Below are 24,871 nucleotides of genomic sequence, written 5' to 3'. Positions count from 1 at the left end.
GTGTACCGGATGAGCCGCGTGATAGGGCGCTCGCGTTTACATCGGTAACTTTTATGGGTACATTGCCAACATAGGCAGCCTGGAGACGATAAATGTTCTTAGACCATCCGACCATCACCGCGACCAACAGCTTCACGGAACCGGACCGCATCGAGCGCCTGACCCGCGTGTATGGTTACGTGGCCGCCCTGGCCGACCACGCCGGCAAGCAATCCTTCATCGAAAAGGTCAGCCAGCTGCACGACCATAAAGGCACCCTGATCGTGTTCTGGCACGACGCGCCGACGGAGGACGAAAAAGATTTCTTCGCCAAAGCCTGGGCCAGCAAGATCGGCGACGGCAGCAGCAACGTCGAGCACGAAGTCTGAGCGCGGCGCGGCCGCCAAGCAATGGATATCAAGACCCTGGTCCTTGCCCTCGCGCTGGGCAACCTCAGTTTGTGCGCAGCGCTGTTTTTCTTCGAATACGAGAGCAGGAAGTCGTTGACCCTCTCCACCTGGGCCGTTGCCAAGCAATGCCAGGCGGTGGGCTGGATGCTGCTGTATTTCCGCGGCGTGGTGCCGGAACTGCTGGCCGGCCCGGCGGCCAATTCCTTGCTGCTGGTCGGCTTCGCCCTTGATGCGGGCGCCTTCTGGCAAGGCTTCGGCCGTACGCGCTGGCGCAACCACCTGTATCCTGCGCTGTCGCTGGCGGTGGGCGTGCAGCTGGCTTTCCATGTGCTCGATAGCTCGCCGTCGCTGCGCCTTGCGGCCGGATCGCTGTTTGTCGGCTTCTTCTTCCTGGCCGGGGTGCTGGCGCTGGCGCGCGCCTGGAGCGCCGGCAGCATGCTGCGCCGTTTCCTGGTGGTGGTCATGTTCGCGATCACGCTGCTCGTGGTCGGGCGCGGCCTGCTGACGGCGGCTTATCCGGACGGCGTGTCCTGGGTCGGCCCGAACCTGTTGCAGCTGTTCGGCTTTGGCGGCTTCTACCTGATGATGCTGACCAACGCCTTCGGCTATCTGCTGCTGTCGCGCGAAAAGCTGCAGTCGGAAATCCTCAGGCTGGAAACCGTCGATCCTTTGACCGATGTGCCGAACCGGCGCGGTTTCTACCAGGCGCTGGGCACCTGGATGGCGCTGGCGCGCCGTCCCGGCCAGCCGACGGCCATGATCATCCTTTCGCTGGACCAGTTCAAGCGGGTCAACGACAGCTACGGCCATGCGGCGGGCGATGCCGCCCTCAAGATCATGGTGGAAACCTGCAAGCGGCAGCTGCGCGATTCCGACCTGATGGGCCGCCTGGGCGGGGCCGAGTTCGCCATCCAGCTGCCGCGCACCGACCAGGAGAACGCCATGATGGTGGCCGAACGCATCCGCCGCGCCATCGAGGCGATGCCGGTCAAGACCGAACGCGCCGTGATCAAGTTGACGGCCAGCCTGGGCGTCACCACCATCCGCGCCGACGACAGCACCGTCAGCCTGTTCAAGCGCGCCGACGAGGCCCTGCAGGCAGCCAAGCTACGCGGCGAAAACCAGGTTGCGCAGCCGCCCGGGCCCATGCACATGGAGATCTTGTCATGACTGCGTAACACTGCTGGCGTACTGTGCTACCATTTTCGTTATAAACGATATAAATGGATTCCTCGATGTACGCCGCAGTGGACCTGGGCTCCAACAGCTTTCGACTCTCCATCGGGCAGCACGATGGCGAAAAAATCCGCGTGCTCAACAGCATGCGCGAACCAATCCGCCTCGCCGCCGGCCTGGATTTCGCCGGCAACCTGACCGACGAGGCTTTGCAGCGCGCACTGATCTGCCTGAAGAATTTCCGGATTGCGCTGGCCGCCTACAAGTTTGAAGGCGTGCGCGTGGTCGCCACCGCCATTCTGCGCCAGGCGCGCAACGCGGCGGATTTCCTGCCGCAGCTGGAACAGGCCATCGGCTACCCGATCGAGATCATCTCCGGCGAAGAGGAGGGGCGCCTGATCTACATGGGCGTGGCCAATGCGCTCGGCCAGCCGAACGAACGCCGCCTGGTGGTCGATATCGGCGGCGGCTCGACCGAATTGATCCTCGGGCGCGGGCTGGATATCGAACGCGTCGAATCGTTCAGCGTGGGCAGCGTCAAGCAAAGCCTGTCCTTCTTTGTCGGCGGGCGGGTGGATGCGCGCTCCTTCGAGGCGGCCGTGCTGTCTGCGCGCTCGCATTTCGAGGATGGCGCGCCGCCTTACCATCCGGAATACTGGAAGCGCGCCTACGGCTCCTCCGGCACGATCCGCGCCATCGGCGAGATCATCGAAAAGAACAAGCTGGGCGAGGGCATCACGCTGGCCGCCCTGAACGCGGTGCGCAAGCGCTTCATCGAATTTGGTCAGGTGTCGAAGATCGATATGCCGGGCCTGCGGCCGGACCGCGCCAGCACCGTGATCGGCGGCCTGGCCATCCTGATCGCGGTGGTGGAGGAGCTGGGGATCGAGCGCCTGGACCCGATCGACGCCGGCCTGCGCATGGGCGTCATGTGGGACCTTTACCTGCGCTCCACGCGGCGCGACCGGCGCGACGAATCGGTCGGTGAATTCCTGGCCCGCTTCCATATCGACGCCGAACGCGGCATGCGCGTGTCGGAGGCGGCCGCCATCCTGTTCCAGAAAATGAAGCCGGCCAGCGACACCTTGCCGCGCCACCTGTCCTGGTGCGCGCAGCTGCACGAAGTGGGGCTGGTGGTATCCCAGACCGGCTACCACAAGCATTCCGCCTACATGGTCGAAAACGCCGACCTGCCGGGCTTTACCACCCGCGAACAGAAGCTGATGGGGCGGCTCATCCTGGCGCAGAAGGGCAACTTGCGCAAGGTCGGCGAGTACCTGGCCGACAGCGATTTCGCCAAAGCCGTGGTGGCCTTGCGGCTGGCGATCATGTTCATGCATTGCCGGATCGAGGTCGATGAACGCTCGGTCAAGCTGCGCATGAAGAACCGCATCGATCTTGAACTGAAGCGCGACTGCGTCAGCAGCCATCCGACCCTGTCCTACTGGATGGAAAAGGAGCAGGAATTCTGGGACGAAATCGGCGTCGACTTCAGCATTCGCGCTGTCGCGTAATAATCGACTATACTGTTTATATCATTCATCTGTGGAGTATCCATGAACGCAACGAAGGCTAAGACCCCAGCCGTCAAGCCGGCGGCGAAGGTCGCCGCCAAACCAGCAGCTAAACCAGCCGCAAAAGCCGCCGCCAAGCCAGCCGCAAAGACCGCCCCCAAGCCTGCGGTGAAACGCGCGCCGGCTGCCAAGCCGGCAGCGAAACCCGCCGCCAAGCGCGTTTCAGCCGCCAAGCCGGCGCCGGTTGCCAAGCCGGTCAAAGCGGTTAAAGCGGAAAAGCCCGCTAAGCCGCACAAGGAAAAACTGGTGCGCGACAGCTTCACCATGCCGGAATCGGAGTACGCGGTGCTGGGCCAGGTCAAGAAGGCCTGCCTGAAGAACGGCGTCGAAGTCAAAAAATCCGAGCTGCTGCGCATTGGCGTCGCCCTGATCAGCCGCCTGGACATGGCTACGCTCAAGCAAGTATTGGCTTCCCTGCCGCAGCTGAAGACCGGCCGCCCAAAGAAAATTTAACTGTGCGATTGCTTAGATTTGATCTGACAGAAAATATCCGATGAGCTAGGATCTGGGTTGGTCGCTCCGCGGGATGCGGGCGTCACTTCGGCTTCGGACGGTGGCAGAGCCAGCTGTTCGGACGCTTGCAAAGTACGGCGGTCCGCAGGCCCTCGACGAGTGTAACTCATTCTTTCCATCCAGCTGATTTCTGTCGTGGCGCTTGCATTTTTGGTCAGGTGCTATTGGCTTGCGAAATCCTGTTGAGCTGACATTAGAGATTGTGTCTGGCGTCAGCGTTTTAGGCGTTGCGATTCCGATTCTAGATTGTGCGATTAGGAAGCTCTCCCGATGAATAGGGCAACTGGCTGAAGCTCTGCGTTGTAGGCGAACCATTTCAATGTCTGTATTCCCTGGCTTCGGCCATTCGCTACCGATCCCATGAATAACTGCAATCTAAGACGCAAAAAGGATATATGTGGAATCTGAACTGAAAGAAGCGAGGGCCGTACTAGTCAAAGCTAGAATGGAGGGTTTTCAAAAGGTAGATACGGCATATTTAGCCCTTCAAGATGCAGTCTTTCCTGTCGTAAGGGTGCCAATCAATAGTATCGAGCCGATTGTGCGAGCCGCCGGCGTCCACACTTTTGTTATGCCGCGTGCGATGTCAATCCTTGAAGCTATCAAATCCTGTTCGCTGCTGCCACCTGTGATGGTCTATCGTTGGGCTACAACTCCGGGATATGAATACAAGCTCTATGACGGTTTTCATCGATATTATTTGTCACTTGCCTTAGGCTTTAGCGAGATATTTGTTAGCGTTAATCCATGTGAGCGGAATGCCGAATAACGGAAAGGAACGATGCTCAACGCGGTTCGGTAGAAGGGGCAGCTTCATGTCATAGTCCTGACATATGGCTGTCATGTTCATGCAGCAATAGCACAGCAAACTGGCTTCGTCACTACAAGAAAGGACGAAGCATGCAAACCACGATTGCTACCGCCGAACAACGGGCAGCCAGCCCGCGACTGGTACTGAGCATGGCAGCCACGCCCGAAGAAGTGCGCGAAGTCCAACGCCTGCGCTATAAAGTTTTCATTGAAAACCAGGGACTGACCGCCCTGGCCACGCCGGAGGGCCTGGACTGCGACGAATTCGACGCAGCCTGCGACCACCTGATCGTGCGCGACTCCGCGACCCTGAAAGTGGTGGGCACCTACCGCCTGCTGAATCCGGCCGGCGCGCGCAAGCTGGGCCGCCATTACTCTGAAAACGAATTCGACCTGGGCCGCCTGAAGCACCTGCGCGGCCGCATTGTGGAAGCGGGCCGCGCCTGCATCCACCCCGATTACCGCGGCGGCAGTGTGATCATGCTGCTGTGGTCCGGCCTGGCCGAATACCTGCGCCGCCATCAGTGCGACTACCTGATCGGCTGCGCCAGCATCAGCCTGGCCGATGGTGGCCACAATGCCGTCGCTGTGTACGAGCAGCTGCGCCAAAAGCACCTGGCGCCGATGGAATACCGCGTCACGCCGCATCTGCCGTTCCCGGTGGAGAAGGTGGAGGCGGCACGGGCTGCGCAAGTGCCTCCGCTGTTGAAAGGCTACCTGCGCTCCGGCGCCTGGATTTGCGGTGCACCGGCCTGGGATCCAGATTTCGAAAGCGCCGACCTGTTCGTGATGATGCCGCTGGCGAACCTGGACGGCCGCTATGCGCGCCACTACAACGTCACGCCGGAAGCTGCCTGCGTCAGCTGATCCGCCTTGCAGGGCACGCGGCCGGAAAATGTGCTACATTAAGTGTACTGATCGGTAAATAGTGATCCGATTGGTACACTTAAAGGAGAAATCATGTCTGCACGACCGCCTGTACCGCCATTCACCCGCGCCAGCGCCATCGAAAAAGTCCGCCTGGCCGAAAACGGCTGGAATACCCGCGACCCTGAAAAAGTCTCCCTCGCCTATACCGAAGACAGCTGGTGGCGCAACCGCGGCGAGTTCGTGCAAGGCCGCGCCGCCATCGTCGACTTCCTGAAGCGCAAATGGACGCGCGAACTCGATTACCGCCTGATCAAGGAGTTGTGGGCGCATGACGGCAGCCGCATCGGCGTGCGCTTCGCCTACGAGTACCACGACGATTCCGGCCAGTGGTACCGCGCCTACGGCAACGAGAACTGGGAGTTCGACGAGAACGGCTTGATGCATCACCGCCACGCCAGCATCAACGAGCACCCGATCAAGCCCGAAGAGCGCAAGTTCTTCTGGGACCGCAGCGGCCCGCGTCCGGACGACCATCCCGGCCTGAGCGACTTGGGCTTCTGAGCATGGCGCGCGTTGTCGCAGAGCGGGAGGACGTGATCCCGCTGCTGGCGGAAGTGTTCCGCAACTACGGCTATGAAGGCGCCAGCCTGTCCCGTATCACGGAAGGGACCAGGCTGGGCAAGGGCAGCATCTATCACTTTTTCCCCGGCGGGAAGGAGGAAATGGCCGCCGCCGTGCTGCAGGAAATCGACCAGTGGTTCCGCCTGCGCGTGTTCGAGCCGCTGCGCGAAAGCGCTGAAGCGGGGCGGGGCATCGCCGCCATGTTTGCCGAGGTGGAGCGCTATTTCCTGTCCGGACAACGCGTGTGCCTGGTCGGTGTGTTCGCGCTTGGCAATGAGCGCGACCGCTTTGCCGAAGCCGTGCGCGGCTACTTTGCCGAATGGATCGAGGCCCTGGCGGCAGCCCTGGTACGCAGTGGAAGAAAAGGCAGGGAGGCGACGGCGCTGGCGGAGGAAGTGGTGGGCGGCATTCAGGGTACGCTGGTGCTGGCGCGCGCATTCGACAGGCCGGCCATGTTCAAGGCGGGCATGAAGCGCTTGCGGGAACGGCTGGAAAGCTAGGCGGAAATGGCGCCGGTGAATGCGATGCCGGCGCCTGGCATCATTCTCAGCGTGAACTGAGCTCAGTGTACTGAGGCATTCGATAGTTCCTTGAGCTCACGGATAGAAAGCTCAGATTTTTCATGCATACGCAGCAGGATGGTAGCCCCGACTGCCAGCTTGCGGTGACGGATTTTGCTGATGATGGGTGGTTGCACTTCCAGCACCCTGCAGAGTTCCGCGTCGTTCTTCAGGTGCATCTTCTCGATCAGCGTGTCGAGCAGTTTATTTGGTACGAAGCTCGATGGTTCCATGGCGCGAGCCCTGTTCATGGCTTCGATCAACTCTAGTTTTTTCTGCCTGACGCTCATTTTGCCTCCTCCTTTACGTTGTTAGTTACGTGGATAGAAAAAGCAGGCTTGCATCTTGTATTGATAACGAGGCAAGTTAATTAAATAATACTCCGGTTACAAAAAAAGCCAAGAATTTGTGAGAAAAATAATGGGTTTTATTGCTTGGCAGGGTTGACGAGTGTTGTATCTTTGAGGCCATTTTTGGTGAGGCGCAGAACCTTGTCCGCACGCGCTGCGGCGGCAGGCGAATGGGTCACCATGATGGCGGTAGCGCCACTGGATTTAAGTTCCTGGTGCAACAGTTGCAGTACGGAATTTGCGGTATCGGGATCGAGATTGCCGGTCGGTTCGTCCGCCAGCACGAGGGCCGGGCGGTGCACCAGGGCTCGCGCTATGGCAACCCGTTGCATTTCACCGCCGGAAAGTTGATGGGGGTAGTCGCGGCCGCGGCCGCCAAGTCCGACGGCCTCCAGCATCGCCAGCTCGCGGCCCTGGGGCAGGCCGTTTAGCAGCAGGGGCAGGGCGACGTTCTGCTGCAAGGTCAGGTGGGGCAGGACGTGGAAAGCCTGGAAAATGAAGCCCATGCGCGCGCGGCGCAAGCGGGTGGCCGCGTTGTCGTCGAGCGATGCCAGCGGGGTTCCGTCGACGACAATGGCCGGTTCGTCGCTGGGGTCGGGCTGGTCCAGGCCCGCGATCAGGTTCAGCAAGGTGGACTTGCCGACCCCGGAATCGCCCATGATGGCAACGAATTCACCGGGGGCGAAGGTCCAGCTGATGCGGTCCAGTACGCGTCTTTCGTTAGAGTAACTTTTGGTCAGGTTTTTTAACTGGAGCATGGATTAACGGGTCAGTGTGCGGCGCAGCGCGAAGCTCAGGGCATCGACCACGGCGACCAGCAGCAGCATGGCCAGGATCACGGTGGCGGCGCGCTCCATTTGGAACAGCGACAGGTGGAACTTGAGCATCTGCCCCAATCCGCCGGCGCCCACCACGCCCAGCACGGCGGCGGCGCGGATATTGTTTTCCCAGCGGTACAGCGTGTAGGACAGCATTTGCGGCAAGGTCTGCGGCAGCGTGGCGTAGAAGAAGGCCGCCATCGGAGTGGCGCCGTTCAGGCGCAGGCTTTGCTCGGGCAGCGGCGGTGCGTTCTCCAGTGCGTCGGCGAACAGGCGGCCCAATACCCCGGCGGTGTGGGCCGCCAGCGCCATGGTGCCGGCAAACGGACCCAGGCCGGCCGCCACCAGGAGGATGGAGGCCCAGACCAGCTCGGGAATCGAGCGCAGCACATTCAGCATGCCGCGCACCACGGCGCGCGGCGCGCGGCCGAAACGTCCGGCGCCGGGGATCGCCAGCAGCAAGCCGCCCGCCACCGCGAGCAGGGTGCCGAGCGCGGACATGGCCAGGGTCTCGATCGCCGCGATGCCGGTCTTGCGTACAAAGCCGCCGGCCATTTCCGGCGGCGCGAAACCTTGGAGGAAGCTGCCCATGCTGTGCATGGCTTCCAGGGTGAACAGGTCGCCCAGCTTCAACGACAGCGTGGCGAAACTGGCCGCCACCAGCGCTGCCAGCGCGGCGCCGAACAGCCAGCCGGACAGCTCGCGCGGCGGCGGAGCCGGTATGTGGCTCATCCCAGCCTCCTGCGCAAATACTTGGATACCATGTCGGCGGCGGCAACCAGCAGCACGAAGACGATCAACATAGTCGCGACTTCGCCGCCCACCATGTTCTTGGTTGACTGCTCCATGCTCTGACCCAGGCCGCCGGCGCCGACAAAGCCCATCACCACCGAGCCGCGGATCGCGCACTCCCAGCGGTAGACGGTATAGGACACCAGTTCGGATGCCGCTTCCGGCAAGGCGCCGTAAAGCAGGGCGGCCAGGCGCCCGCTGCCGTTCTGCAGCAGCACGTCGCTGGCATGGTGGTCGGCGGATTCCAGGATTTCGGCGTACACCTTGCCCAGCATGCCCGCATAGGTCAGGGCGATGGCCAGCACGCCGGCCGTCGGCCCAAGGCTGAAGATGCGTACAAACAGCAGGGCCCACACCAGTTCCGGCACACTGCGCAGGATAACCAGCTTCCAGCGCACCAATTGGCGCACGAAGCGCGGGAAGGTGGCGATGCGGCCCGTGCCGATGCGCGAAATCGACAGGCGTTCGGTGACCAGCAGCGTGGCGGGAATGGCACCCAGCAGCGCCAGTGTCAGGCCGCAGGTCGCCATGGCCACCGTCTTCCAGGCTTCGCGCCCCACCATCGCCAGGAATTCGGCGTCATGCGCCGGCTTCAGGAAATCGGACAGGAAGCGCCAGGTGGACTGTAGGCTTTGCAGGTCGAACAGCGTCCAGGGATAGAATTCGGTCGCCACCACCAGCGGCCATAGCAGCGCGACGCCGATGATGACGACGGCGATACGCCGGCGCCAGGCGGGGTCCGGGTGGAGGGGCGAAAAGGGAACGGCGGGAACGTTATGCATCGCTTACAGGCAGGCTCCAACGGCCAGCTTGGCGGCCATCTCGTCCGGTTGCGGCGAATTCGCTGGCGGCAGTTCGCCGAGATACAGTTCATCGACCATGGCTTGCGTGACCTGTTGGCGCGGCAAATCAAAAGCGACACGGCCGTTCTTCAGCGCCACGATGCGCGGGAAATGGGCCAGGGCCAGGTCCACCTGGTGCAGGCTGCACACCAGCAGGGCGTTGCGCTCGCGCGCTTCCTGCTGCAGGGTGTTCAGGGTCAGCTGCGACAGGGCCGGGTCCAGCGCCGACAGCGGTTCGTCGACCAGCAGCGCCTGGGCCGAGGACAGCAGCAGGCGCGCCAGGCCGCAGCGCTGGCGCTCGCCGCCGGAGAGGCGGTCGACGCGGTGATACAGCTTGTCGCCCAGGTTGAAGCGGGACAGCGCGCGGTACGCCGCTTCCGGATCGGCGGGTTTGAACAGCGAGAGCAAGGCCTGGCCCAGGCTCCAGTGGGGCAGGCGTGCCGCCAGCACGGCCGTCACCACGCGCTGGCGCGGCGGCAGCGGCGGGGTTTGCGGCGCCAGGAATAGGCGCGCGCGCATGGCGTGGCGGCCCGGCTCGGACAATTGCCAGGGATCGGTGCCGAAGGCCCGGAAGTGCCCGCTATCGGGCCGGTGGGCGCAGGCCAGGGTGGACAGCAGGGTGGTCTTGCCGGCGCCGGATGGACCGATCAGGGCGACCTGCTCGCCGGCGTCGAATGCCAGCGTCATGTCTTGCAGCGCAAGGCCGCGCGAACCGCCGATGTGGCGGACCGAGAGGCCTTGCAGTTCGTAGCAGGCAGAGGACATTGATTATTTCAGCAGGCCGGCGTTCTTCGCTGCCGCTTCGATATTGGTGTAATTGGCGGCCTTGGTCGGAATGAATTTCGACGCCTTCTGCAGGTCGAGGATTGCCTTGTCTTCCGGCTTGTTGATGTCGAGCGCCAGGAAGGCGTCGGCGATCTTCTTCTTCAGCGCTTCCGGCATGTCGGAACGGACGGTCCAGTTGTAGTCGAAGTAAGGCGGCGTGGTGTAGAACACGCGCACCACGGCCGGATCGACTTTCTTCTGTTCGTTCAGCTTTTCCCACACCGAGATATTGAGTGCACCGGCATCGACCTTGCCGCCGGCGACAGCGGCCACGGTCGCATCATGCGCGCCGGAGAAGGAAATGCGTTTCAGGTCGCTGTCCGGATCGATCTTGGCCGCCAGCAGGAAAGTGCGCGGCATCAGGTGGCCGGAAGTCGAGGACTCGGAGCCGAAGCTCAGGGTCTTGCCTTTCAGGTCGGCCAGGGAATTGATGGACTTGTTGGTGGTGATGAATACGGAACGGAACTTCTCGTCTTCCGCACGCTGCACCAGGGGCACTACCTTGCCCTTGCTCATGTGGTTGGCCTGGACGAAAGTAAAGCCGCCGAACCAGACCATGTCCAGCTTGCCGTTCACCAGGCCTTCCACGGAAGCGGCGTAGTCGGTCACCGGCGTGAACTCCACTTTCATGGCCAGTTTCTTTTCCAGGTAGTCGCCGAGCGGCTTGAATTTGCGCTGCAGTTCGGTTGGCGCCTCATCGGGAATGGCGGACACGCGCAGTACCTGCTGGGCTTGCGCGCCGGCAGCGGCGAAGAGTACACCGGCTGCAAACAGGGCCGATTGCATGGTGCGACGGGAGAAGAGGGACATGGGGAATCCTTTTTATTGATGTAAACGACGAGCCGCACGCCTCGTGCGAGGGTCCGGTACCTGGTCTTGGATATTCAGCTATGATAGCAAAAATGTCCCTGGAGCCTGAGCCATGACCTTGCCACGCGCGGCGGCGATCCACGTGATCGCGCCGGAAAAGAGCATCAAACCAGCGGGAATTGCCCATGGCGACGCAGCCACCATTGCCGAGATTAGCGCGGGATTGCTGGCCCCGCAAGCGTCCACCTCGCCCAAATATTTTTACGACAGCCTGGGCTCGCACCTGTTCGAGGCCATCTGCGAGCTGCCGGAGTACTACCCGACCCGCACGGAAGCTGCCATCTTCGCAGGCCACGGCGCCGGCATGGCCGAACTCATCGGTCCCGACATGACCCTGATTGACTTGGGTGCCGGCAACTGCGCCAAGGCCGCAAGCCTGTTTCCCCTGTTGCAGCCGCGCGAATATGTGCCGGTCGATATTTCCGGCGAATTCCTGCACCAGTCCGCGGCGCAGTTGCGCCAGCGTTTTCCGGACGTCGCGATCAACCCGCTGGTGATGGACTTGTCGCAGCCGCTGGCGCTGCCGCCCTCGGTGCCGGTGGCGCGCCGCCAGTTCTTCTATCCCGGTTCGTCGATCGGCAATTTCACGCCGCATGATGCAGTCGCCTTCTTGCGCCAGGTGCGCGAAAACGTGGGGGGCGACGGCGGGCTGCTGATCGGCGTGGACCTGGTCAAGGATCCGTCCGTGCTCGACGCCGCGTACGACGATGCGATCGGCGTGACCGCGGCCTTCAACCTGAACCTGCTGCGCCACCTGAACCACCTGGCCGGCGCCGACTTCGACCCGCAGCAATGGCGCCACGTCGCCTTCTTCAACGACGCGGAAAGCCGCATCGAGATGCATCTGGAAGCGCGCGTCGCCCTGGCTGTGCGCTGGCGCGGCGGCGAACGCAGCTTCGCCCAGGGCGAGCGGATTCATACCGAAAACAGCTACAAGTACACGGTGCCGGGCTTCCGCGACCTGTTGTCGGAGGCGGGCTTCCGTGTCGACGGAATATGGACGGATGATGCGCACTGGTTCGCCGTGATGCACGCCGCCGCGGCCTATGCGTGACGCCAGCCTGTGGACCGAGCGCTTCGCGCAGGTGCGCGCGGCAAGCATGGCGCTGGCCGCGCCGCTCTCGGACGAGGATTGCGGCGCGCAGTCGATGCCCGATGCCAGCCCTGTCAAATGGCACCTGGCGCACACCACCTGGTTCTTCGAGACCTTTATCCTTGAGCGCTTCGAAGCCGGCTTCCAGCCCTTCCACCCTGCCTTCAGGGTGCTGTTCAACTCCTACTACAACGGCGTCGGCGACAAGCATCCAAGGCCGCAGCGCGGCCTGCTGACGCGGCCCTCGATGGCGGAGGTGCGCGCCTATCGCGCCAATGTCGATGCCCGCATCGTCGCCCTGGTGGGACGGCGCGGCGGCGAGGCGGAATTGTCGGCGCTGCTCACGCTGGGGCTGCAGCATGAGCAGCAGCACCAGGAATTGATACTCACGGACGTCAAACACCTGCTGGCCCAAAATCCGATGGCGCCGGCCTACCTGCCTGCGGGTGTGAGCGCCATCGCGCCTGCGCAGCGGGGCTGGCTGCGCTTTGCCGGTGGCGTGCACGAAATCGGCCACGCCGGCGAGGGCTTCTGCTTCGACAACGAATTGCCGCGGCATAAGGTCTTCATCGCGCCGTTCGAACTGTCGGCAAGCCTGGTGACGAATGCGGACTACCAGGCCTTCATCGACGACGGCGGCTACCGCAATCCTGAGCTGTGGCTGGCGGAAGGGTGGGACTGGATCCGTGCGCAAGGAATCGATGCGCCGCTGTACTGGCGCCGCGGGACTGAAGGCTGGCGCGCCTTCACCCTCAATGGCTGCCTGCCGCTCGAGGCGGATGCGCCGCTCGCCCACGTGTCCCTGTTCGAGGCCGACGCCTACGCCCATTGGTCGGGCGCGCGCCTGCCGACGGAAGCCGAATGGGAGCTGGCGGCGGGCGAGGGCGCATTGGCGCAGATGTTCGGCCACTGCTGGCAATGGACCAGCAGCAGCTACGCCCCGTATCCAGGCTTCCGCCCGGCCGAAGGGGCGATCGGCGAATACAACGGCAAGTTCATGGTCAACCAGTATGTATTGCGCGGCTCCAGCCAGGCCACCCCCCAAGGGCACGCCCGCGCCAGCTACCGCAATTTCTTCCCCGCCACCGCGCGCTGGCAGTTCACCGGAATCCGGCTCGCAAAATAAAAGCCGGGGTCAGCTCTGGCAATCGGACAAAACGCTGTGCGTTTTGTCCGATTGCCAGAGCTGACCCCGGCTTTACATCCTGAAGTGACTTAGATGCGTGGCAGGTTCAGGGCCTTGGCGATGTCCGCCTTGAACTTGGCCGCTTGCTCCGCATTGCTGATTTCCGCAGCCATCTTCGTCGCCAGGACGCGCAGGTCGTTGGTTTCGTCGAAATAGTCACCGCATACGATTGCCGCCATCGGGCCGATGTAGACCGCCAGGGTGCTTTCGAAAATGGTGCGCTGCTCGTCCGTCAACGCAGGCCCGCCTGGGGCGCTGCGCTTCGGCGCGGCGGCCGCCGCAGGCGCTGGACGGCGCGCCACGCCTGGCAGCACGGAAGTCTGCGGCGTGCCTTCCGGCAGTTCGGCGATGCTGCCGTACAGGTAGTCGAGAATGACCTCGGTCGACCATGGCAGCGGCTCGTTATTGGCCACGCTCGGCCGGTCGCGGCTCATGCGGGCACGCTGCATGGTGCGCAGGATGTCCAGGCCGTCGCGGCCGCGGCGGCCACGGCACAGGACGAAGACGATGCGCCCGGCTTCCAGATGAATCTGGCCCATGCGGTTGTCGTCGCTGACCAGCATGATGGTCGCGGTATCGCCCTGGGCGCAGAAGCCTGCGATGCGGTCCAGCAGTTGTACGAAAGGAGTGAATTCTGGCTGTGCCATTTCAGTTTGTCTCTATGATTATTTTTTACGCAGGCGATCCATCGCCATCTGGATACTGACGCCCAGGCGTTCAATTGCACGCGCCAGCGAACCGATTTCATCGCTACGCTTGGTCTGCGACATGGTCACGTCCAGTTGGCCTTTGCTCAGCTTGTCGGCGATGTTGGTCAGTTCATTGATTGGACGGGTCAGTTGCTTGCCCATGACGACTGCCACGGCGGCCACCAGTGCAATGACGATCAGGATCAGGATGCGCGCTTCATTGCGCATTTTGTGCATGGCGAAGAATGCCTCGTCGTACTGCTGTTCAACCAGCACGGTCCAGCCTTGTGGCAGGGTGCGCACGAAGCCCACCATCTTCATGTCGCCGTCCATATAGACTTTTGGCTCGTCGGTAATGCCTGGCACTTGCAGGGCAGGGTGCTTGCTGAAGTCCTGCAGGGCGGTCTTGACCTTGGATGGATCACCGTGGGCGATGACTTTCTTGTCGGCGTCCAGCAGGATGGCGCGGCCGGTTTCGCCGATGCGGATGTCGGTCACGGTGCTGGACACCATGCCCAGGTCCATTGCCATGGCCAGAACGCCCACCACGGTGCGGTTTTCATTGCGGATTGGCACGCCCAGGTTCAGCGAAGGCTTGCCGCTGGTCTTGCCGATTGCCACGGTGCGGCCGATGTCCTTGCCGGACATGACTGCCTTGAAATAGGAACGGTCGCCGTAGTTGTCCATCGGGCTGTTGTCGCTGCGGGACACGTCGCGGCCATCAGGGCCCAGGACGTGCAGCAGGTAGGACCATTCGTAGGTCGCCAGGGTGGCAGTCAGGATCGGGGTCTGGCGGGCGCCGTTCATGGACATCATGTCGTCCAGGCGGGTCGCCTGGCGCATGGCGCGCAGGTTGGTGTCGTCCCAGCTGTTGACGCCAGTAGCCACGGTGTTCATGGTCGAAACCAGGTTTTCCGAGATCTTGGTGGTCAGTTCTTTCTCAGCGGAGGAATTGCCCAAGTACCACAGGGCAAACAGAGGTACCAGGGTCACCGCCAACAGGGTGATCAGGACTTTTTGGAAGATATTGAAAGAAAGTTTCATTTTTATAAATCACTCGTAATAGTCGAGCTGACACGACCTCCAGAACAGCAGGGAGGAGGCGTCGGCATTAAGGCTGATTTCAGAGGTGAGCTAATGGCTCGCCTTTCGATGTCACAGCGTCGGAAGCGCTGCTTTGGACATTGCTTGACTGGCAATCGTTATTATCACTTTGACTTGCAGCACCCTTTGTCTGCCAGTGATCCTACGTTGCTCAAATTATAAGTGCATGATTATACACGCATTTCTCAAAAAAATGTCTAAATAGTGTATCTTTGAAGAAATTCTTTATCGGTGGCGGGAAACGATAGATTTTAGGCCGCAAGCATGGGGCGGCGCGGACGGTCGGCGCGCTGCGGCAAAGAGTAAGACTGGGCAGCGGCATGGTCGCCCGGCAGGCGGAAACGGGCCACCAGCCGTTCCAGGTCGCCGGCCTGGTCGCTCATGGCGGAGGCGGCTGCGGCGGCCTGTTCGACCAAGGCGGCATTCTGCTGCGTGGTCTGGTCCATCTGCATGATCGCCACATTCATTTGTTCGATGCCGTCGGTCTGTTCGCGCGTGGCGAGCGAGATTTCGGCAACGATGCCGGTCACGCGCTGCACCGACGCCATCACGTCCTCCATCGTGGCGCCGGCCTGCGCCACCAGCCTGGCTCCGGCGTCGACTTGTTCGACCGAGCGGGAAATCAGCTCCTTGATTTCTTTCGCCGCGCCGGCCGAGCGTGCCGCAAGGCCGCGCACTTCGCTGGCGACCACGGCGAAGCCGCGTCCTTGTTCGCCGGCGCGCGCCGCTTCGACTGCTGCATTCAAGGCCAGTATATTGGTCTGGAAAGCGATGCTGTCGATGACCGAGATAATGTCGACCACCTTGCGCGAGGAGTCGTTGATGGCGCTCATCGTCGTCACCACTTGCGACACCGCGTCGCCGCCGCGGCGGGCCACCGTGGAAGCGGAATGGGCCAGCTGATCCGCTGCGCGGGCATTGTCGGCGTTGGCCTTGACGGTCGAGGTCAGCTCCTCCATCGACGAGGCGGTTTGCTCCAGGGCCGAGGCCTGGCTTTCCGTGCGCGCCGACAGGTCCAGGTTGCCGCTCGCAATTTCACTGGAGGCGGTGGCGATTGCGCCCGTGCCGTTGCGCACCTGGCCGACGATCTGCGACAGGGCGTCATTCATATCGCGCAAGGCATGCAGCAACTGGCCCGCCTCGTCGCGCGTGCCGGCCTTGATCTGGCTGGTCAAGTCGCCCGACGCGACGGCGCGCGCCACCCGCAGCGCGTAATTGATCGGATAGGTAATGGAGCGGGTGACCCACAGTGCGCAGGCAACGCCGAGCACCAGTGCGACAACACCGAGGGCGACCATCATGGCGAGGGCGGAACGGATGTGCTTCTTGATTTCGCTGCCATTGTCCGTGACGATGCCGTTCTGCAGGAGCGCCAGTTTTTCCACCGTCGCCTGCAGCCGGGCCAGGCGCGGCATGGTTTCCGACAGGGCGCGCTGCGTGGCCTGCTCGCGCTGGCCGTCGGCGAGCTGTTTGAGGACGGCGCTAAACGATTGCACGTAGGCGCCGCGTTCGCCGGCTACTTGCGCCAGCAGTTCCCGGCCTTCCGGGCGGTACACCAGCTTGTCGAGCGTGGACAGGGCTTCGGAAATGATGGCTTTATTGGTGTCGACCTGCTTGCGCAATTCGGCCGATTGCGCGGCATCGCTGACCAGCAGCAGCTGCAGCACCAGCGCGGCATTGGCCCGGGTGGTGGCGGCGACTTTGGCCGCGGCTTCGGCCTTGACCCAATCCTTGTCGATGATGGTGGAACTCAGTTCGCCGATATTCGACAGGCGTTGGCCGCCCACCGCGATCAGCATGGTCATCAAGGCGAAGACGATTGCGAAACACAGGCTGAGTCGGGTACCGATCTTCAGGTTGGCAATGTGCATGGCGGCTCCTCCTGCGGCGTGAACGACGGTTTACCAGTATAGGCAATCGCCGCAAGAAGCCGGCAGGCGGGGCGGCGCAGCCGGCCGCCCCGAATGGAAAGCCGCTTAAGCTTCGGCTTGTGCGATGCTAGCCGAAGTCTCGGCTTTCAGTGCGAGCTGGCGGTTCACTGCGCTCAGGACTGCCTTGAACGAGGCGGTGACGATATTGCTGTCGATGCCGGCGCCGAACAGCGTGGCGCCGCCATCGAGGCGCAGTTCGACATAGCAGGCCGCCTTGGCGTTGGCGCCGTGGCCGATGGCATGTTCGTGGTAGTCCATCAGCGTCACGTCCAGGCCGAGCGCGTCGACGAAGGCGTCGATCGGGCCGTTGCCGCCGCCTTGCAGCGATATGGCGGCCTTGTTGTGCAGCAGGCCGATGTCGATCTGCACCGGCTCGTCGTTCGCGCTGTCTTCCACCATCTTGTGCGACACATAGGCGTACGGCGTGGTCTGGGCCAGGTACTCGCTTTCGAAGATGCGGTGGATGCCTTCGGAGGTGATTTCCAGGCCGGTCTGGTCGGCCACTTTCTGCACCGCGCGGCTGAATTCAATCTGCAGGCGGCGCGGCAGTTCCAGGCCGTAGTCCTGTTCCAGCAGGTAGGCCATGCCGCCTTTGCCGGACTGGCTGTTGACGCGGATGACGGCGTCATAGCTGCGGCCCAGGTCCTGCGGGTCGATCGGCAGATACGGGATTTCCCAAGGCGCGCCTTCCTGCTGCTTGGCGAAGCCTTTCTTGATCGCGTCCTGGTGCGAGCCGGAGAAGGCGGTGAAGACCAGGTCGCCCACGTAAGGGTGGCGCGGATGAACCGGCAACTGGTTGCACTCCTCGACCACTTTGCGCACGGCGTCGATGTCGGAAAAGTCGAGGCCCGGGTGTACGCCTTGCGTGTAGAGGTTCAACGCCAGGGTCACCAAGTCCACGTTACCGGTACGCTCGCCGTTGCCGAACAGGCAGCCTTCGACGCGCTCGGCGCCGGCCATCACGGCGAATTCGGCCGCGGCGATGCCGGTGCCGCGGTCGTTATGCGGGTGCACGGAGATGATGATGGCGTCGCGGCGTTCCAGCTTGCGCGACATCCATTCGATCTGGTCGGCGTACACGTTCGGCGTGGAGCATTCGACGGTCGCGGGCAGATTGACGATCATCTTCTTGTCCGGCGTCGGCTGCCAGATGGCGGAGACCGCATCGACGATATGCTTGGCGAAATCCAGCTCCGTGGTGGAGAAGGATTCCGGCGTGTACTCGTAGGTCCAGTCGGTTTCCGGGTGCTGGGCCAGCAGCTCTTTCACCAGCTTGGTGCCGGAGGTGGCGATTGCGGTGATCTCTTCGCGGCTGGCGCCGAACACCACCTTGCGGAACACCGGCGCGGTCGAGTTATACATGTGGACAATCGCGCGCTTGGCGCCGATGCAGGACTCCACGGTGCGGCGGATCAATTCATCGCGCGCCTGGGTCAGCACGATAATGGTCACGTCGTCGGGAATGCGGTTTTCCTCGATCAGCTTGCGCACGAAATCGAAATCGGTCTGTGATGCGGAAGGGAAGCCCACTTCGATTTCCTTCAGGCCCACCTTGATCAAGAGCTCGAAGAACTTGATTTTCTTTTCCACGCTCATCGGCTCAATCAGCGCCTGGTTGCCGTCGCGCAGGTCGGTGCTCATCCAGATCGGCGGCTTGGCGATTACGGTGTTCGGCCAGGTGCGGTCGGTCAGGCCGACGGTCGGGTAGGGGCGATATTTGGCGGCAGGGTTCTTCAACATCATGGTGATACTCCTGTGTTTTTCAGATTTTTGGAAAGCCGGGGTGATCTGGGTGATCTGGCGTGGCGCATTTGCGGCCGACGCGTGTACTGCTGGAGGAAATTCAGGCGCGTGCTGGTAGTAGCGCCGCTTGGGATAGGGCGCCTTGCAGGTGTGCGGAAAGGTGCAGATGCGAGGTCATGTCAATCAATGTAAGGCAGCGGATTTGGCCTTGTCAAGAAAAAATCTTGCCCGTCAATTGCGATGTTTTCGCGCTTTATGCTGATAAAATGCCTTGTTGGATGAGGAAAAATCGGACATGGACAAGATCGATCGAGAAATAATCGAACTATTGCGCGATGATGCGAGGATAAGTTTTAAGGATTTGGGCGAGCGCGTCAGCCTCAGCGCCAACACAGTGGCCGACCGCGTGCGGCGTTTGGTGGCCGACCAGGCCATCCTCGGCTTCGAGGCGCGTATCGACCACGCGGCGCTCGGCTTGCATCTGCAGGCTTATATCGACGTGAAGCTGAAGGCGGGCACCAGCACGCATGAATTCGAGGAAGTGGTGAAGACCATTCCAGGCGTGCTGGAAGTCGCCCTCCTGACCGGCAATTACGACGGCTTGCTGCGCGTGGCCTGTAAAGACCAGGCCCACTTGCTGTGGCTGATCGACTCCTTGCGCGACCGTGCCGGTGTGCAGGACACTTACAGCCGCGTGATCCTTCACCAGACCCCGGTGCGCGCACCGTTGATAGCGGAGACTTGATGAACAAACTGATTTCGGAATTGAAAAGGCTGTATGGGGGCGCTTCGGATGGCCAGACCCGCAGCATGTGCCTCGGCTTCACCCGGCTGAAGGACGATGGCGAGGCGGGGCACTGGGACCGGCTGTGCGCCGTGGCCAACGCCTTGCAGGCGGATCTTGGCTTGCCCGCGCCTGCGGTCAGCATTTCCGGCGCGGGAGCGTATGGACTGTGGCTCTCCCTGGAAAAGCCGGTGCCCGCGGCCCAGGCGCAGGAATTCATGGAGTTGGTGCGCGCGGCTTATTGTCCTGAAATGAAGGCGGCGGCCGATCTGGGGAGTGCCCCCGTTGTCCTGCCGCCAGGCTTGAACCACGTTAGCGGCAAGTGGGCGGCATTCATCCACCCTGGCATGGGCGCATCTTTCGCCGGCGACGAAGGGCTGGAAATGCAGCCGCCGGAAGCGGGGCAGCTTGGCTTGCTGGAGGGGCTGAAAAGCATCGACGCGGCGCAGTTTGCGCATGCCCTGGCCCAGCTGCGGCCATTTGCGTCGAGCGTTCCGCAGCCGGCGCCGGCGGGCGGTGTAGCGCCTGAAGGCCTGTTGCTGAAGGATGCGACGCTGGAGGAGATCGTCAGCTTCCTTCATTCGAAGAATATTGAGCCTACCTTCCGCTTCATGAAGTAAATTCACCCTAGCGCCAGCACGCGCCAGAAGCTTGCTGCCACACGAGCGAGAGGCTGGACTGCTGCCTCGCTCGTGTGGCATAGCAGGATGCTGACTTGCTCCGCTTATTACAGGGATGCCTCCAATTCAGCCAGCTTCTTTTCCAGAATAGGACGGTCTTCCGGATCGTCAATTTGCGGCAGCACTTGTCTCAATGCCAGCGCGTTTGCTTTGGCGAGGGCCTTATCGGCCGAGATGGCGACATCCGGTTTGACACCAGTGCCTTCCCAATTGCCTTTGGTGATCGGGTTGATCGAGCGTCCTACTGGGATCACGGCAACCAGGTAAGGATCAATGCGGAAAGGCTGGATCGGGTGCGCGCCGCCTTTGCTTGTTTCGCCGACGACAGTGATGCGCTTGATGGCCTGAAGATTGTACGTGAAATCTTCGGCCGCGGAGAATGTTTTGCTGCTGGTTAGCACATAGACTGGTTTGTCTGCGCCAAAGCGCGCGCCAGGTACGGCGGGGTTGCTCCAGAAGGTATTGGTCTCTTTGTCAGCCCTGAAAACGATGTCCGACAGGTGCACCTTCTTATCGCCCAGCAGATAGCTCGCCACGTGCGCCACCATGCGCGGGTCGCCGCCGCCGTTTTCCCGCAGGTCGATGATCATGGCGTTGCCGCTGGCCGCAAAATTCATCGCGGCGGTGGCGGCAGCCTTGCCGATGTCCGCGTCGAAGAAGGCGTCGAACTTCACGTACATGATGTTGCCCGGCAGGCGTTCCACCTTTTCAAACTCAAAGTTCCAGTATTTGCCCACTTCGGTCATGCGTTGGCGAAAGTCGGCCGGCATGCCTTGCTTGAACGATGGGCGTGGCCGGTCGGGCTTCGCGCCGTTTGCCACGTAGCGGATGCGCAGGTGCTTGTCGGGATTGACTGCCTGGATATCGGCGGTCACCATTTCGGCGAATTCCGCATGCGTTGCCGCCTTGTCATAGTCACCCGAGCGCAAATGGCCGCGGATCGCGGTGGCCATTTTGTCACCCACATCAGCGAAAATATATTTGGCGGAGAGGCGCTGAGCCAGGAGATCAATGGCTGCGGCTTTGTCTGCGGCGCTCAATGGTTTGGCCTGTGGCGCCGATGTTTCCGCTGCCGCTGCAGGAGGTTGTTCTTGTGCGCCTGCGCTGGTGAGTGTAATGGAGCCGAGGATCAAAGCTGCAAAGGGAAGGAATTTACGCATTGCTGGGTTTATCTCCGTAGAAAAATTATGCATAAGCACTTATGCATTTGCATATTAATTTGCTATTTGTAAATTTGTCAAACTTTTTCAGGGGTAAACGGAACGGGTGGCGCCGCAATGGCCCTGCACGCCGGGCAGGGCCATCGGGAAGGGAGGGTGCTTACGCGGCGACCTGCACACGCGGTTCGCCGGCGGCCATTTCGCCAATGACCGCGGCGTGCTCGAAACCATGGCTGCGGAACAGGGCCAGCACTTCGTTGACGCTCGCCGGATCGCAGGAGACCAGCAGACCGCCGGAAGTCTGCGGGTCGGTCAGCAGGGTATGCTGCGGCTGGGTGATGTTCGGCGACAGCGTGACGTCCTTGCCGTAAGCATCCCAGTTGCGGCCGGACGCACCGGTAAAGAAGCCGTCATGCGCCAGTTTTTCAACGCCGGGCAGCAGGGGGATTTGCGGCATATTCAGCTTGGCGGTCAGCTTGGCGCCGCGCGCCAGTTCCAGCAAATGGCCCAGCAGCCCGAAACCAGTGACGTCGGTCAGTGCGTGCACGCCGGGCAGTTCGGACAAGGCCTTGCCCGGTTTGTTCAATTTGGTGGTGTTGTCGATCATGGCTTTGTAGCCTTCGTCGCCCAGCACGCCTTTCTTCAGCGCTGCGGACAGCACGCCCACGCCCAGCGGCTTGCCCAGTACCAGCACGTCGCCGGCCCTGGCGTCGGCATTGCGCTTCACCTTCGACGGGTGCACCAGGCCGAGTACCACCAGGCCGTAGATCGGCTCGACGGAGTCGATGGTATGGCCGCCGGCAATCGGGATGCCTGCTTCGTTGCAGATCGATTCGCCGCCCTTGATGATCTTGCCGATCACGTCGATCGGCAGCTTATTGACAGGCATGCCGACCAGGGCCAGGGCCATGATCGGGGTGCCGCCCATGGCGTACACGTCGGAGATGGCGTTGGTGGCGGCAATGCGGCCAAAGTCGAACGGATCGTCGACGATGGGCATGAAGAAGTCGGTGGTGGCGATCAGGGCTTGCTCGTCGTTCAATTTATAAACGGCGGCATCATCGGCGGTTTCGATACCGACCATCAGTTCCTTCGGCACGGGGAAACCGTTGGTGTTCTTCAGGATCTCGGACAGCACGCCGGGCGCGATTTTGCAGCCGCAGCCGCCGCCGTGGGAAAAGGAGGTCAGTTTGATTGGTTCGGTGCTCATGATGGGCTCTTTCAGTTCGTCTGGAGCAGATTATCCACCAAGTCGAGCAGGGCCGCCTGCTCGGCTTCGGGCGTAAATAGTTTGGCGCGTACGGCGCATTGCTGGCGCAGCGCGGCATACCAGGCGGGATCGTTGATGCTTTTGTCAACCAGGGCGGCCAGGGCGCGGGCGTCGCCCAGCGGGAAGTAGCCGAGGTAATCGTCGCCCAGCATGCCGCGGTTGCCGCTGATGTCGCTGGCCAGCACGGGGACGCCGCTGGTGACCGCCTCGATGATGACATTGGCGCCACCTTCCATGCGCGAGCAGATTGCCATGGCGTGGGCATGCTTCAGGCGTTGCCGCGTTTCCGCATGGGGCAGGGGGCCAAGCCATTCGTAGCGGCCAGGGGCCGCGGCTGCCGTCGCCGATGCCGCCTCGCCCAGTGCCGGGTCCAGCACGCCGCCGATGTGCAGCAGACGTGCGCCGGGCGCTTTCACGCGGGCGGCGGCCTGCATGAAGGTGCGCGGGTCTTTTTCTTCACGCAGGTGGCCGACCATGATGATGTCGTGATGGCGCGGCGCGGCAGGGCGGGCAGCGGGCAGCAGGGTGGGGGCGGACTGGTAGATGACGCGGGCTTTGGCGCGCAGTGGGGCTGGCAGTTCGGTCAGGCCCGCGGGCTGCAGCAGGACCAGGGCGCTGGCGAGTTCCAGCGAGGCTTGCGCATCGGCGTCGCTGCGGATGTCGCGATACAGGTCGGTACCGGTCAAGACCAGCACGCTGGGACGGCCGGGATAGGCGGCGCAGAAACGCGCCAGCGGCGCAGCCGAGCGCCGCGCATGCAGCGCGACCAGCAGGTCCGGCGGCGCATCGTCGCGCCAATCGGACGCGATGTCCACCTTGTAGCGGGTGCCCAGGCAATGCGCCCAGCGGCGGGCGGTCTGCCAGTTGCCGTTGTTCGCTTGTGCCAGCGCTGGACTGGCGATGCAGATTGTCTGCGTGCTCACTGGTGTTATTTGCTCAATTGTCGCTACAATCGATCCATGAATGCCATCCATGCTTCGTTCCGGACCGCCCGTACACAGCAACTTGCCGACGCTTTGCAGGCTGCGCGCAATTATACGCTGAGCCTATTCGACTGTTTTGCCGGCGCCGGCATGGATGCCGCGGCGCGCGTGCCGCAGCTGCGCATCATCAATCCGCCGCTGTGGGAACTGGGCCATACAGCCTGGTTCGCCGAGTGGTTCATCCTGCGCGAAGCGATGTCCAGCCATCCGGCCGATGCGCTGTACGCTTCGCTGCTGCGCAAGGGCGACGATTGGTTCGACTCGAATATGGTGCCGCACCGCAGCCGCTGGAACCTGGACTTGCCCAGCACGGGCGGCGTCAAGACATATTGCCATGAAGTGCTGGACCGCGTCCTCGACAAACTGTCGCGCGAACCGAATACGGACGAAGCGCTTTATCCCTACCGGCTGGCCTTGGCGCACGAGGACATGCACGGCGAAGCCTTCCTCTACACCTTGCAGACGCTGGGCCTGCAGGCGCCGGCCCACCTGACGCACGACGAGCGCGCATCCGGCGCGGCGGGCGATATCGCTTTCCCGGGCGGCACGCTGCAGCTTGGCAGCGCGGCCGATACGGGAGGCTTCATCTTCGACAACGAAAAATTTGCGCACCCCTGCCATGTCGCCCCGTTCCGCATGGACGCTGCCCTGGTCAGCAATGCCCGGTTCGGCGATTTCGTCGAGGATGGGGGCTACGAACGGCGCGAATTCTGGAGCAACGCCGGCGCCGAATGGCTGCTGCGGCAGGAACGATCGGCGCCGCGTTACTGGCGGCGCGACAATGGTCAATGGCGCACCATGCGGTTCGGGCGGCTGACCACCCTGTCCGCGCACGAGCCGGTGCGGCATGTGTCGCTGTACGAGGCCCAGGCCTACTGCGCATGGGCCAACCGCCGGTTGCCGACGGAAATTGAATGGGAGTACGCGGCGCTGCATGGCCATCCGGCCTTCCGCTGGGGGCAGTTGTGGGAGTGGACGGCATCGCCGTTCGAGCCTTACCCAGGCTTTGCCGCGGACCGCTACCGGGAATATTCGGCGCCATGGTTCACCACCCACCAGGTGCTGCGCGGCGCGTCCTTCGCCACGCCGTCAAGACTTGGCTCAGCCAAGTTCCGCAACTTCTACCTGCCCGAGCGCGACGACATCTTCAACGGCTTCAGAACCTGCGCCTTCGAATAAGAAAGCCGGGGTCAGCTCTGGCAATCGGGCAAAACGCTGTGCGTTTTGTCCGATTGCCA

Annotated in this window: 26 protein-coding genes; 13 read left to right on the top strand and 13 right to left on the bottom strand. The window is 62.4% G+C overall.

What is annotated here, in order from left to right; all coding sequences use genetic code 11:
• Positions 1–92: 92 nt before the first annotated feature.
• From H597_RS0121035 to H597_RS0121005, 8 genes are all read left to right on the top strand, one after another.
• Complete coding sequence (locus H597_RS0121035) at positions 93–368, top strand: hypothetical protein (protein WP_028103863.1); 276 nt, start codon at positions 93–95, stop codon at positions 366–368.
• Positions 369–389: 21 nt separating this feature from the next.
• Positions 390–1,559, top strand: coding sequence for a GGDEF domain-containing protein (locus H597_RS0121030; protein ID WP_028103862.1), 1,170 nt, complete (start codon positions 390–392; stop codon positions 1,557–1,559).
• Between the two features lie 65 nt (positions 1,560–1,624).
• Complete coding sequence (locus H597_RS0121025) at positions 1,625–3,079, top strand: Ppx/GppA phosphatase family protein (RefSeq protein WP_028103861.1); 1,455 nt, start codon at positions 1,625–1,627, stop codon at positions 3,077–3,079.
• A gap of 42 nt (positions 3,080–3,121) precedes the next feature.
• Positions 3,122–3,592: a hypothetical protein gene (locus H597_RS35510; RefSeq protein WP_028103860.1), complete on the top strand. Its 471-nt coding sequence runs from the start codon at positions 3,122–3,124 to the stop codon at positions 3,590–3,592.
• A 457-nt stretch (positions 3,593–4,049) separates the two neighbouring features.
• Complete coding sequence (locus H597_RS35010; RefSeq protein ID WP_154668205.1) at positions 4,050–4,421, top strand: ParB N-terminal domain-containing protein; 372 nt, start codon at positions 4,050–4,052, stop codon at positions 4,419–4,421.
• Between the two features lie 131 nt (positions 4,422–4,552).
• On the top strand, positions 4,553–5,329 hold the full coding sequence (locus H597_RS0121015; protein WP_028103859.1) for a GNAT family N-acetyltransferase: 777 nt from the start codon (positions 4,553–4,555) through the stop codon (positions 5,327–5,329).
• 93 nt (positions 5,330–5,422) lie between these two features.
• A complete protein-coding gene (locus H597_RS0121010) occupies positions 5,423–5,893 on the top strand; it encodes a nuclear transport factor 2 family protein (protein ID WP_028103858.1) in 471 nt (156 codons plus the stop codon).
• 2 nt (positions 5,894–5,895) lie between these two features.
• Positions 5,896–6,453, top strand: coding sequence for a TetR/AcrR family transcriptional regulator (locus H597_RS0121005; protein ID WP_028103857.1), 558 nt, complete (start codon positions 5,896–5,898; stop codon positions 6,451–6,453).
• A 62-nt stretch (positions 6,454–6,515) separates the two neighbouring features.
• Here the strand turns inward: H597_RS0121005 and H597_RS0121000 are convergent, their stop codons facing one another.
• The 6 genes from H597_RS0121000 to H597_RS0120975 form a co-directional block, all read right to left on the bottom strand.
• On the bottom strand, positions 6,516–6,803 hold the full coding sequence (locus H597_RS0121000; protein ID WP_028103856.1) for a hypothetical protein: 288 nt from the start codon (positions 6,801–6,803) through the stop codon (positions 6,516–6,518).
• Positions 6,804–6,940: 137 nt separating this feature from the next.
• Positions 6,941–7,621: an ABC transporter ATP-binding protein gene (locus H597_RS0120995; protein WP_028103855.1), complete on the bottom strand. Its 681-nt coding sequence runs from the start codon at positions 7,619–7,621 to the stop codon at positions 6,941–6,943.
• 3 nt (positions 7,622–7,624) lie between these two features.
• Complete coding sequence (phnE, locus tag H597_RS0120990; RefSeq protein WP_028103854.1) at positions 7,625–8,413, bottom strand: phosphonate ABC transporter, permease protein PhnE; 789 nt, start codon at positions 8,411–8,413, stop codon at positions 7,625–7,627.
• Complete coding sequence (locus H597_RS0120985) at positions 8,410–9,255, bottom strand: PhnE/PtxC family ABC transporter permease (protein ID WP_028103853.1); 846 nt, start codon at positions 9,253–9,255, stop codon at positions 8,410–8,412. The genes phnE and H597_RS0120985 overlap by 4 nt, the downstream gene beginning before the upstream one ends.
• A 3-nt stretch (positions 9,256–9,258) precedes the next feature.
• Positions 9,259–10,080: a phosphonate ABC transporter ATP-binding protein gene (locus H597_RS0120980; protein ID WP_028103852.1), complete on the bottom strand. Its 822-nt coding sequence runs from the start codon at positions 10,078–10,080 to the stop codon at positions 9,259–9,261.
• Positions 10,081–10,083: 3 nt separating this feature from the next.
• The gene (locus H597_RS0120975; protein ID WP_028103851.1) at positions 10,084–10,950 is read right to left on the bottom strand and encodes a putative selenate ABC transporter substrate-binding protein; all 867 of its coding nucleotides are present in this window, start codon (positions 10,948–10,950) and stop codon (positions 10,084–10,086) included.
• Between the two features lie 112 nt (positions 10,951–11,062).
• Between H597_RS0120975 and egtD the strand changes: the two genes are divergently transcribed.
• Both egtD and egtB read left to right on the top strand, forming a co-directional pair.
• Positions 11,063–12,064, top strand: a complete 1,002-nt coding sequence (gene egtD / locus H597_RS0120970) for an L-histidine N(alpha)-methyltransferase (protein ID WP_028103850.1) — start codon at positions 11,063–11,065, stop codon at positions 12,062–12,064.
• Entirely contained in the window at positions 12,057–13,229 is a 1,173-nt protein-coding gene (gene egtB / locus H597_RS0120965) for an ergothioneine biosynthesis protein EgtB (RefSeq protein WP_028103849.1), read from the top strand. Before egtD ends, egtB begins: the two co-directional genes overlap by 8 nt.
• An 89-nt stretch (positions 13,230–13,318) precedes the next feature.
• Here the strand turns inward: egtB and H597_RS0120960 are convergent, their stop codons facing one another.
• From H597_RS0120960 to leuA, 4 genes are all read right to left on the bottom strand, one after another.
• Positions 13,319–13,936, bottom strand: a complete 618-nt coding sequence (locus tag H597_RS0120960) for a DUF8082 domain-containing protein (protein ID WP_028103848.1) — start codon at positions 13,934–13,936, stop codon at positions 13,319–13,321.
• Positions 13,937–13,954: 18 nt separating this feature from the next.
• On the bottom strand, positions 13,955–15,022 hold the full coding sequence (locus tag H597_RS0120955; protein ID WP_028103847.1) for a HAMP domain-containing protein: 1,068 nt from the start codon (positions 15,020–15,022) through the stop codon (positions 13,955–13,957).
• Positions 15,023–15,333: 311 nt separating this feature from the next.
• Entirely contained in the window at positions 15,334–16,953 is a 1,620-nt protein-coding gene (locus H597_RS31875) for a methyl-accepting chemotaxis protein (protein WP_051293973.1), read from the bottom strand.
• A 105-nt stretch (positions 16,954–17,058) separates the two neighbouring features.
• The gene (gene leuA / locus H597_RS0120945; protein ID WP_028103846.1) at positions 17,059–18,756 is read right to left on the bottom strand and encodes a 2-isopropylmalate synthase; all 1,698 of its coding nucleotides are present in this window, start codon (positions 18,754–18,756) and stop codon (positions 17,059–17,061) included.
• Between the two features lie 295 nt (positions 18,757–19,051).
• On the opposite strand from leuA, the gene H597_RS0120940 reads away from it, so the two are divergent.
• Both H597_RS0120940 and H597_RS31870 read left to right on the top strand, forming a co-directional pair.
• Entirely contained in the window at positions 19,052–19,501 is a 450-nt protein-coding gene (locus H597_RS0120940) for an Lrp/AsnC family transcriptional regulator (protein ID WP_028103845.1), read from the top strand.
• A complete protein-coding gene (locus H597_RS31870; protein ID WP_051293971.1) occupies positions 19,501–20,160 on the top strand; it encodes a hypothetical protein in 660 nt (219 codons plus the stop codon). The genes H597_RS0120940 and H597_RS31870 overlap by 1 nt, the downstream gene beginning before the upstream one ends.
• A 107-nt stretch (positions 20,161–20,267) precedes the next feature.
• Here the strand turns inward: H597_RS31870 and H597_RS31865 are convergent, their stop codons facing one another.
• The 3 genes from H597_RS31865 to senB form a co-directional block, all read right to left on the bottom strand.
• Entirely contained in the window at positions 20,268–21,380 is a 1,113-nt protein-coding gene (locus tag H597_RS31865; protein WP_161630631.1) for a S41 family peptidase, read from the bottom strand.
• Positions 21,381–21,540: 160 nt separating this feature from the next.
• The gene (selD, locus tag H597_RS0120925; RefSeq protein WP_028103844.1) at positions 21,541–22,590 is read right to left on the bottom strand and encodes a selenide, water dikinase SelD; all 1,050 of its coding nucleotides are present in this window, start codon (positions 22,588–22,590) and stop codon (positions 21,541–21,543) included.
• Positions 22,591–22,601: 11 nt separating this feature from the next.
• Positions 22,602–23,573 carry a selenoneine biosynthesis selenosugar synthase SenB gene (gene senB, locus H597_RS0120920; protein WP_028103843.1) on the bottom strand — a complete coding sequence of 324 codons (972 nt, stop codon included), beginning with the start codon at positions 23,571–23,573 and terminating at the stop codon, positions 22,602–22,604.
• A 36-nt stretch (positions 23,574–23,609) separates the two neighbouring features.
• On the opposite strand from senB, the gene senA reads away from it, so the two are divergent.
• Entirely contained in the window at positions 23,610–24,812 is a 1,203-nt protein-coding gene (gene senA / locus H597_RS0120915) for a selenoneine synthase SenA (protein ID WP_051293970.1), read from the top strand.
• Positions 24,813–24,871 lie beyond the last annotated feature (59 nt).

This window comes from Pseudoduganella violaceinigra DSM 15887 (assembly GCF_000425385.1).
In the GTDB taxonomy this organism is placed as follows: domain Bacteria; phylum Pseudomonadota; class Gammaproteobacteria; order Burkholderiales; family Burkholderiaceae_D; genus Rugamonas; species Rugamonas violaceinigra.
This window is presented reverse-complemented; position numbering and strand designations above follow the sequence as displayed.

Excerpts from the sequence above, each read along its gene's own strand:
- H597_RS31865 (WP_161630631.1), bottom strand. The coding sequence starts at position 21,380 with ATGCGTAAATTCCTTCCCTTTGCAGCTTTGATCCTCGGCTCCATTACA.
- senA (WP_051293970.1), top strand. The coding sequence starts at position 23,610 with ATGAATGCCATCCATGCTTCGTTCCGGACCGCCCGTACACAGCAACTT.
- H597_RS0121035 (WP_028103863.1), top strand. The coding sequence starts at position 93 with ATGTTCTTAGACCATCCGACCATCACCGCGACCAACAGCTTCACGGAA.
- egtD (WP_028103850.1), top strand. The coding sequence starts at position 11,063 with ATGACCTTGCCACGCGCGGCGGCGATCCACGTGATCGCGCCGGAAAAG.
- phnE (WP_028103854.1), bottom strand. The coding sequence starts at position 8,413 with ATGAGCCACATACCGGCTCCGCCGCCGCGCGAGCTGTCCGGCTGGCTG.
- H597_RS0120955 (WP_028103847.1), bottom strand. The coding sequence starts at position 15,022 with ATGAAACTTTCTTTCAATATCTTCCAAAAAGTCCTGATCACCCTGTTG.
- H597_RS0121005 (WP_028103857.1), top strand. The coding sequence starts at position 5,896 with ATGGCGCGCGTTGTCGCAGAGCGGGAGGACGTGATCCCGCTGCTGGCG.
- selD (WP_028103844.1), bottom strand. The coding sequence starts at position 22,590 with ATGAGCACCGAACCAATCAAACTGACCTCCTTTTCCCACGGCGGCGGC.
- H597_RS0121000 (WP_028103856.1), bottom strand. The coding sequence starts at position 6,803 with ATGAGCGTCAGGCAGAAAAAACTAGAGTTGATCGAAGCCATGAACAGG.
- H597_RS31875 (WP_051293973.1), bottom strand. The coding sequence starts at position 16,953 with ATGCACATTGCCAACCTGAAGATCGGTACCCGACTCAGCCTGTGTTTC.
- H597_RS0120975 (WP_028103851.1), bottom strand. The coding sequence starts at position 10,950 with ATGTCCCTCTTCTCCCGTCGCACCATGCAATCGGCCCTGTTTGCAGCC.
- H597_RS0120995 (WP_028103855.1), bottom strand. The coding sequence starts at position 7,621 with ATGCTCCAGTTAAAAAACCTGACCAAAAGTTACTCTAACGAAAGACGC.
- H597_RS0120980 (WP_028103852.1), bottom strand. The coding sequence starts at position 10,080 with ATGTCCTCTGCCTGCTACGAACTGCAAGGCCTCTCGGTCCGCCACATC.
- H597_RS0121010 (WP_028103858.1), top strand. The coding sequence starts at position 5,423 with ATGTCTGCACGACCGCCTGTACCGCCATTCACCCGCGCCAGCGCCATC.
- H597_RS0120940 (WP_028103845.1), top strand. The coding sequence starts at position 19,052 with ATGGACAAGATCGATCGAGAAATAATCGAACTATTGCGCGATGATGCG.
- H597_RS35510 (WP_028103860.1), top strand. The coding sequence starts at position 3,122 with ATGAACGCAACGAAGGCTAAGACCCCAGCCGTCAAGCCGGCGGCGAAG.
- H597_RS0121025 (WP_028103861.1), top strand. The coding sequence starts at position 1,625 with ATGTACGCCGCAGTGGACCTGGGCTCCAACAGCTTTCGACTCTCCATC.
- H597_RS0120985 (WP_028103853.1), bottom strand. The coding sequence starts at position 9,255 with ATGCATAACGTTCCCGCCGTTCCCTTTTCGCCCCTCCACCCGGACCCC.
- egtB (WP_028103849.1), top strand. The coding sequence starts at position 12,057 with ATGCGTGACGCCAGCCTGTGGACCGAGCGCTTCGCGCAGGTGCGCGCG.
- H597_RS0121030 (WP_028103862.1), top strand. The coding sequence starts at position 390 with ATGGATATCAAGACCCTGGTCCTTGCCCTCGCGCTGGGCAACCTCAGT.
- leuA (WP_028103846.1), bottom strand. The coding sequence starts at position 18,756 with ATGATGTTGAAGAACCCTGCCGCCAAATATCGCCCCTACCCGACCGTC.
- H597_RS0120960 (WP_028103848.1), bottom strand. The coding sequence starts at position 13,936 with ATGGCACAGCCAGAATTCACTCCTTTCGTACAACTGCTGGACCGCATC.
- H597_RS31870 (WP_051293971.1), top strand. The coding sequence starts at position 19,501 with ATGAACAAACTGATTTCGGAATTGAAAAGGCTGTATGGGGGCGCTTCG.
- H597_RS0121015 (WP_028103859.1), top strand. The coding sequence starts at position 4,553 with ATGCAAACCACGATTGCTACCGCCGAACAACGGGCAGCCAGCCCGCGA.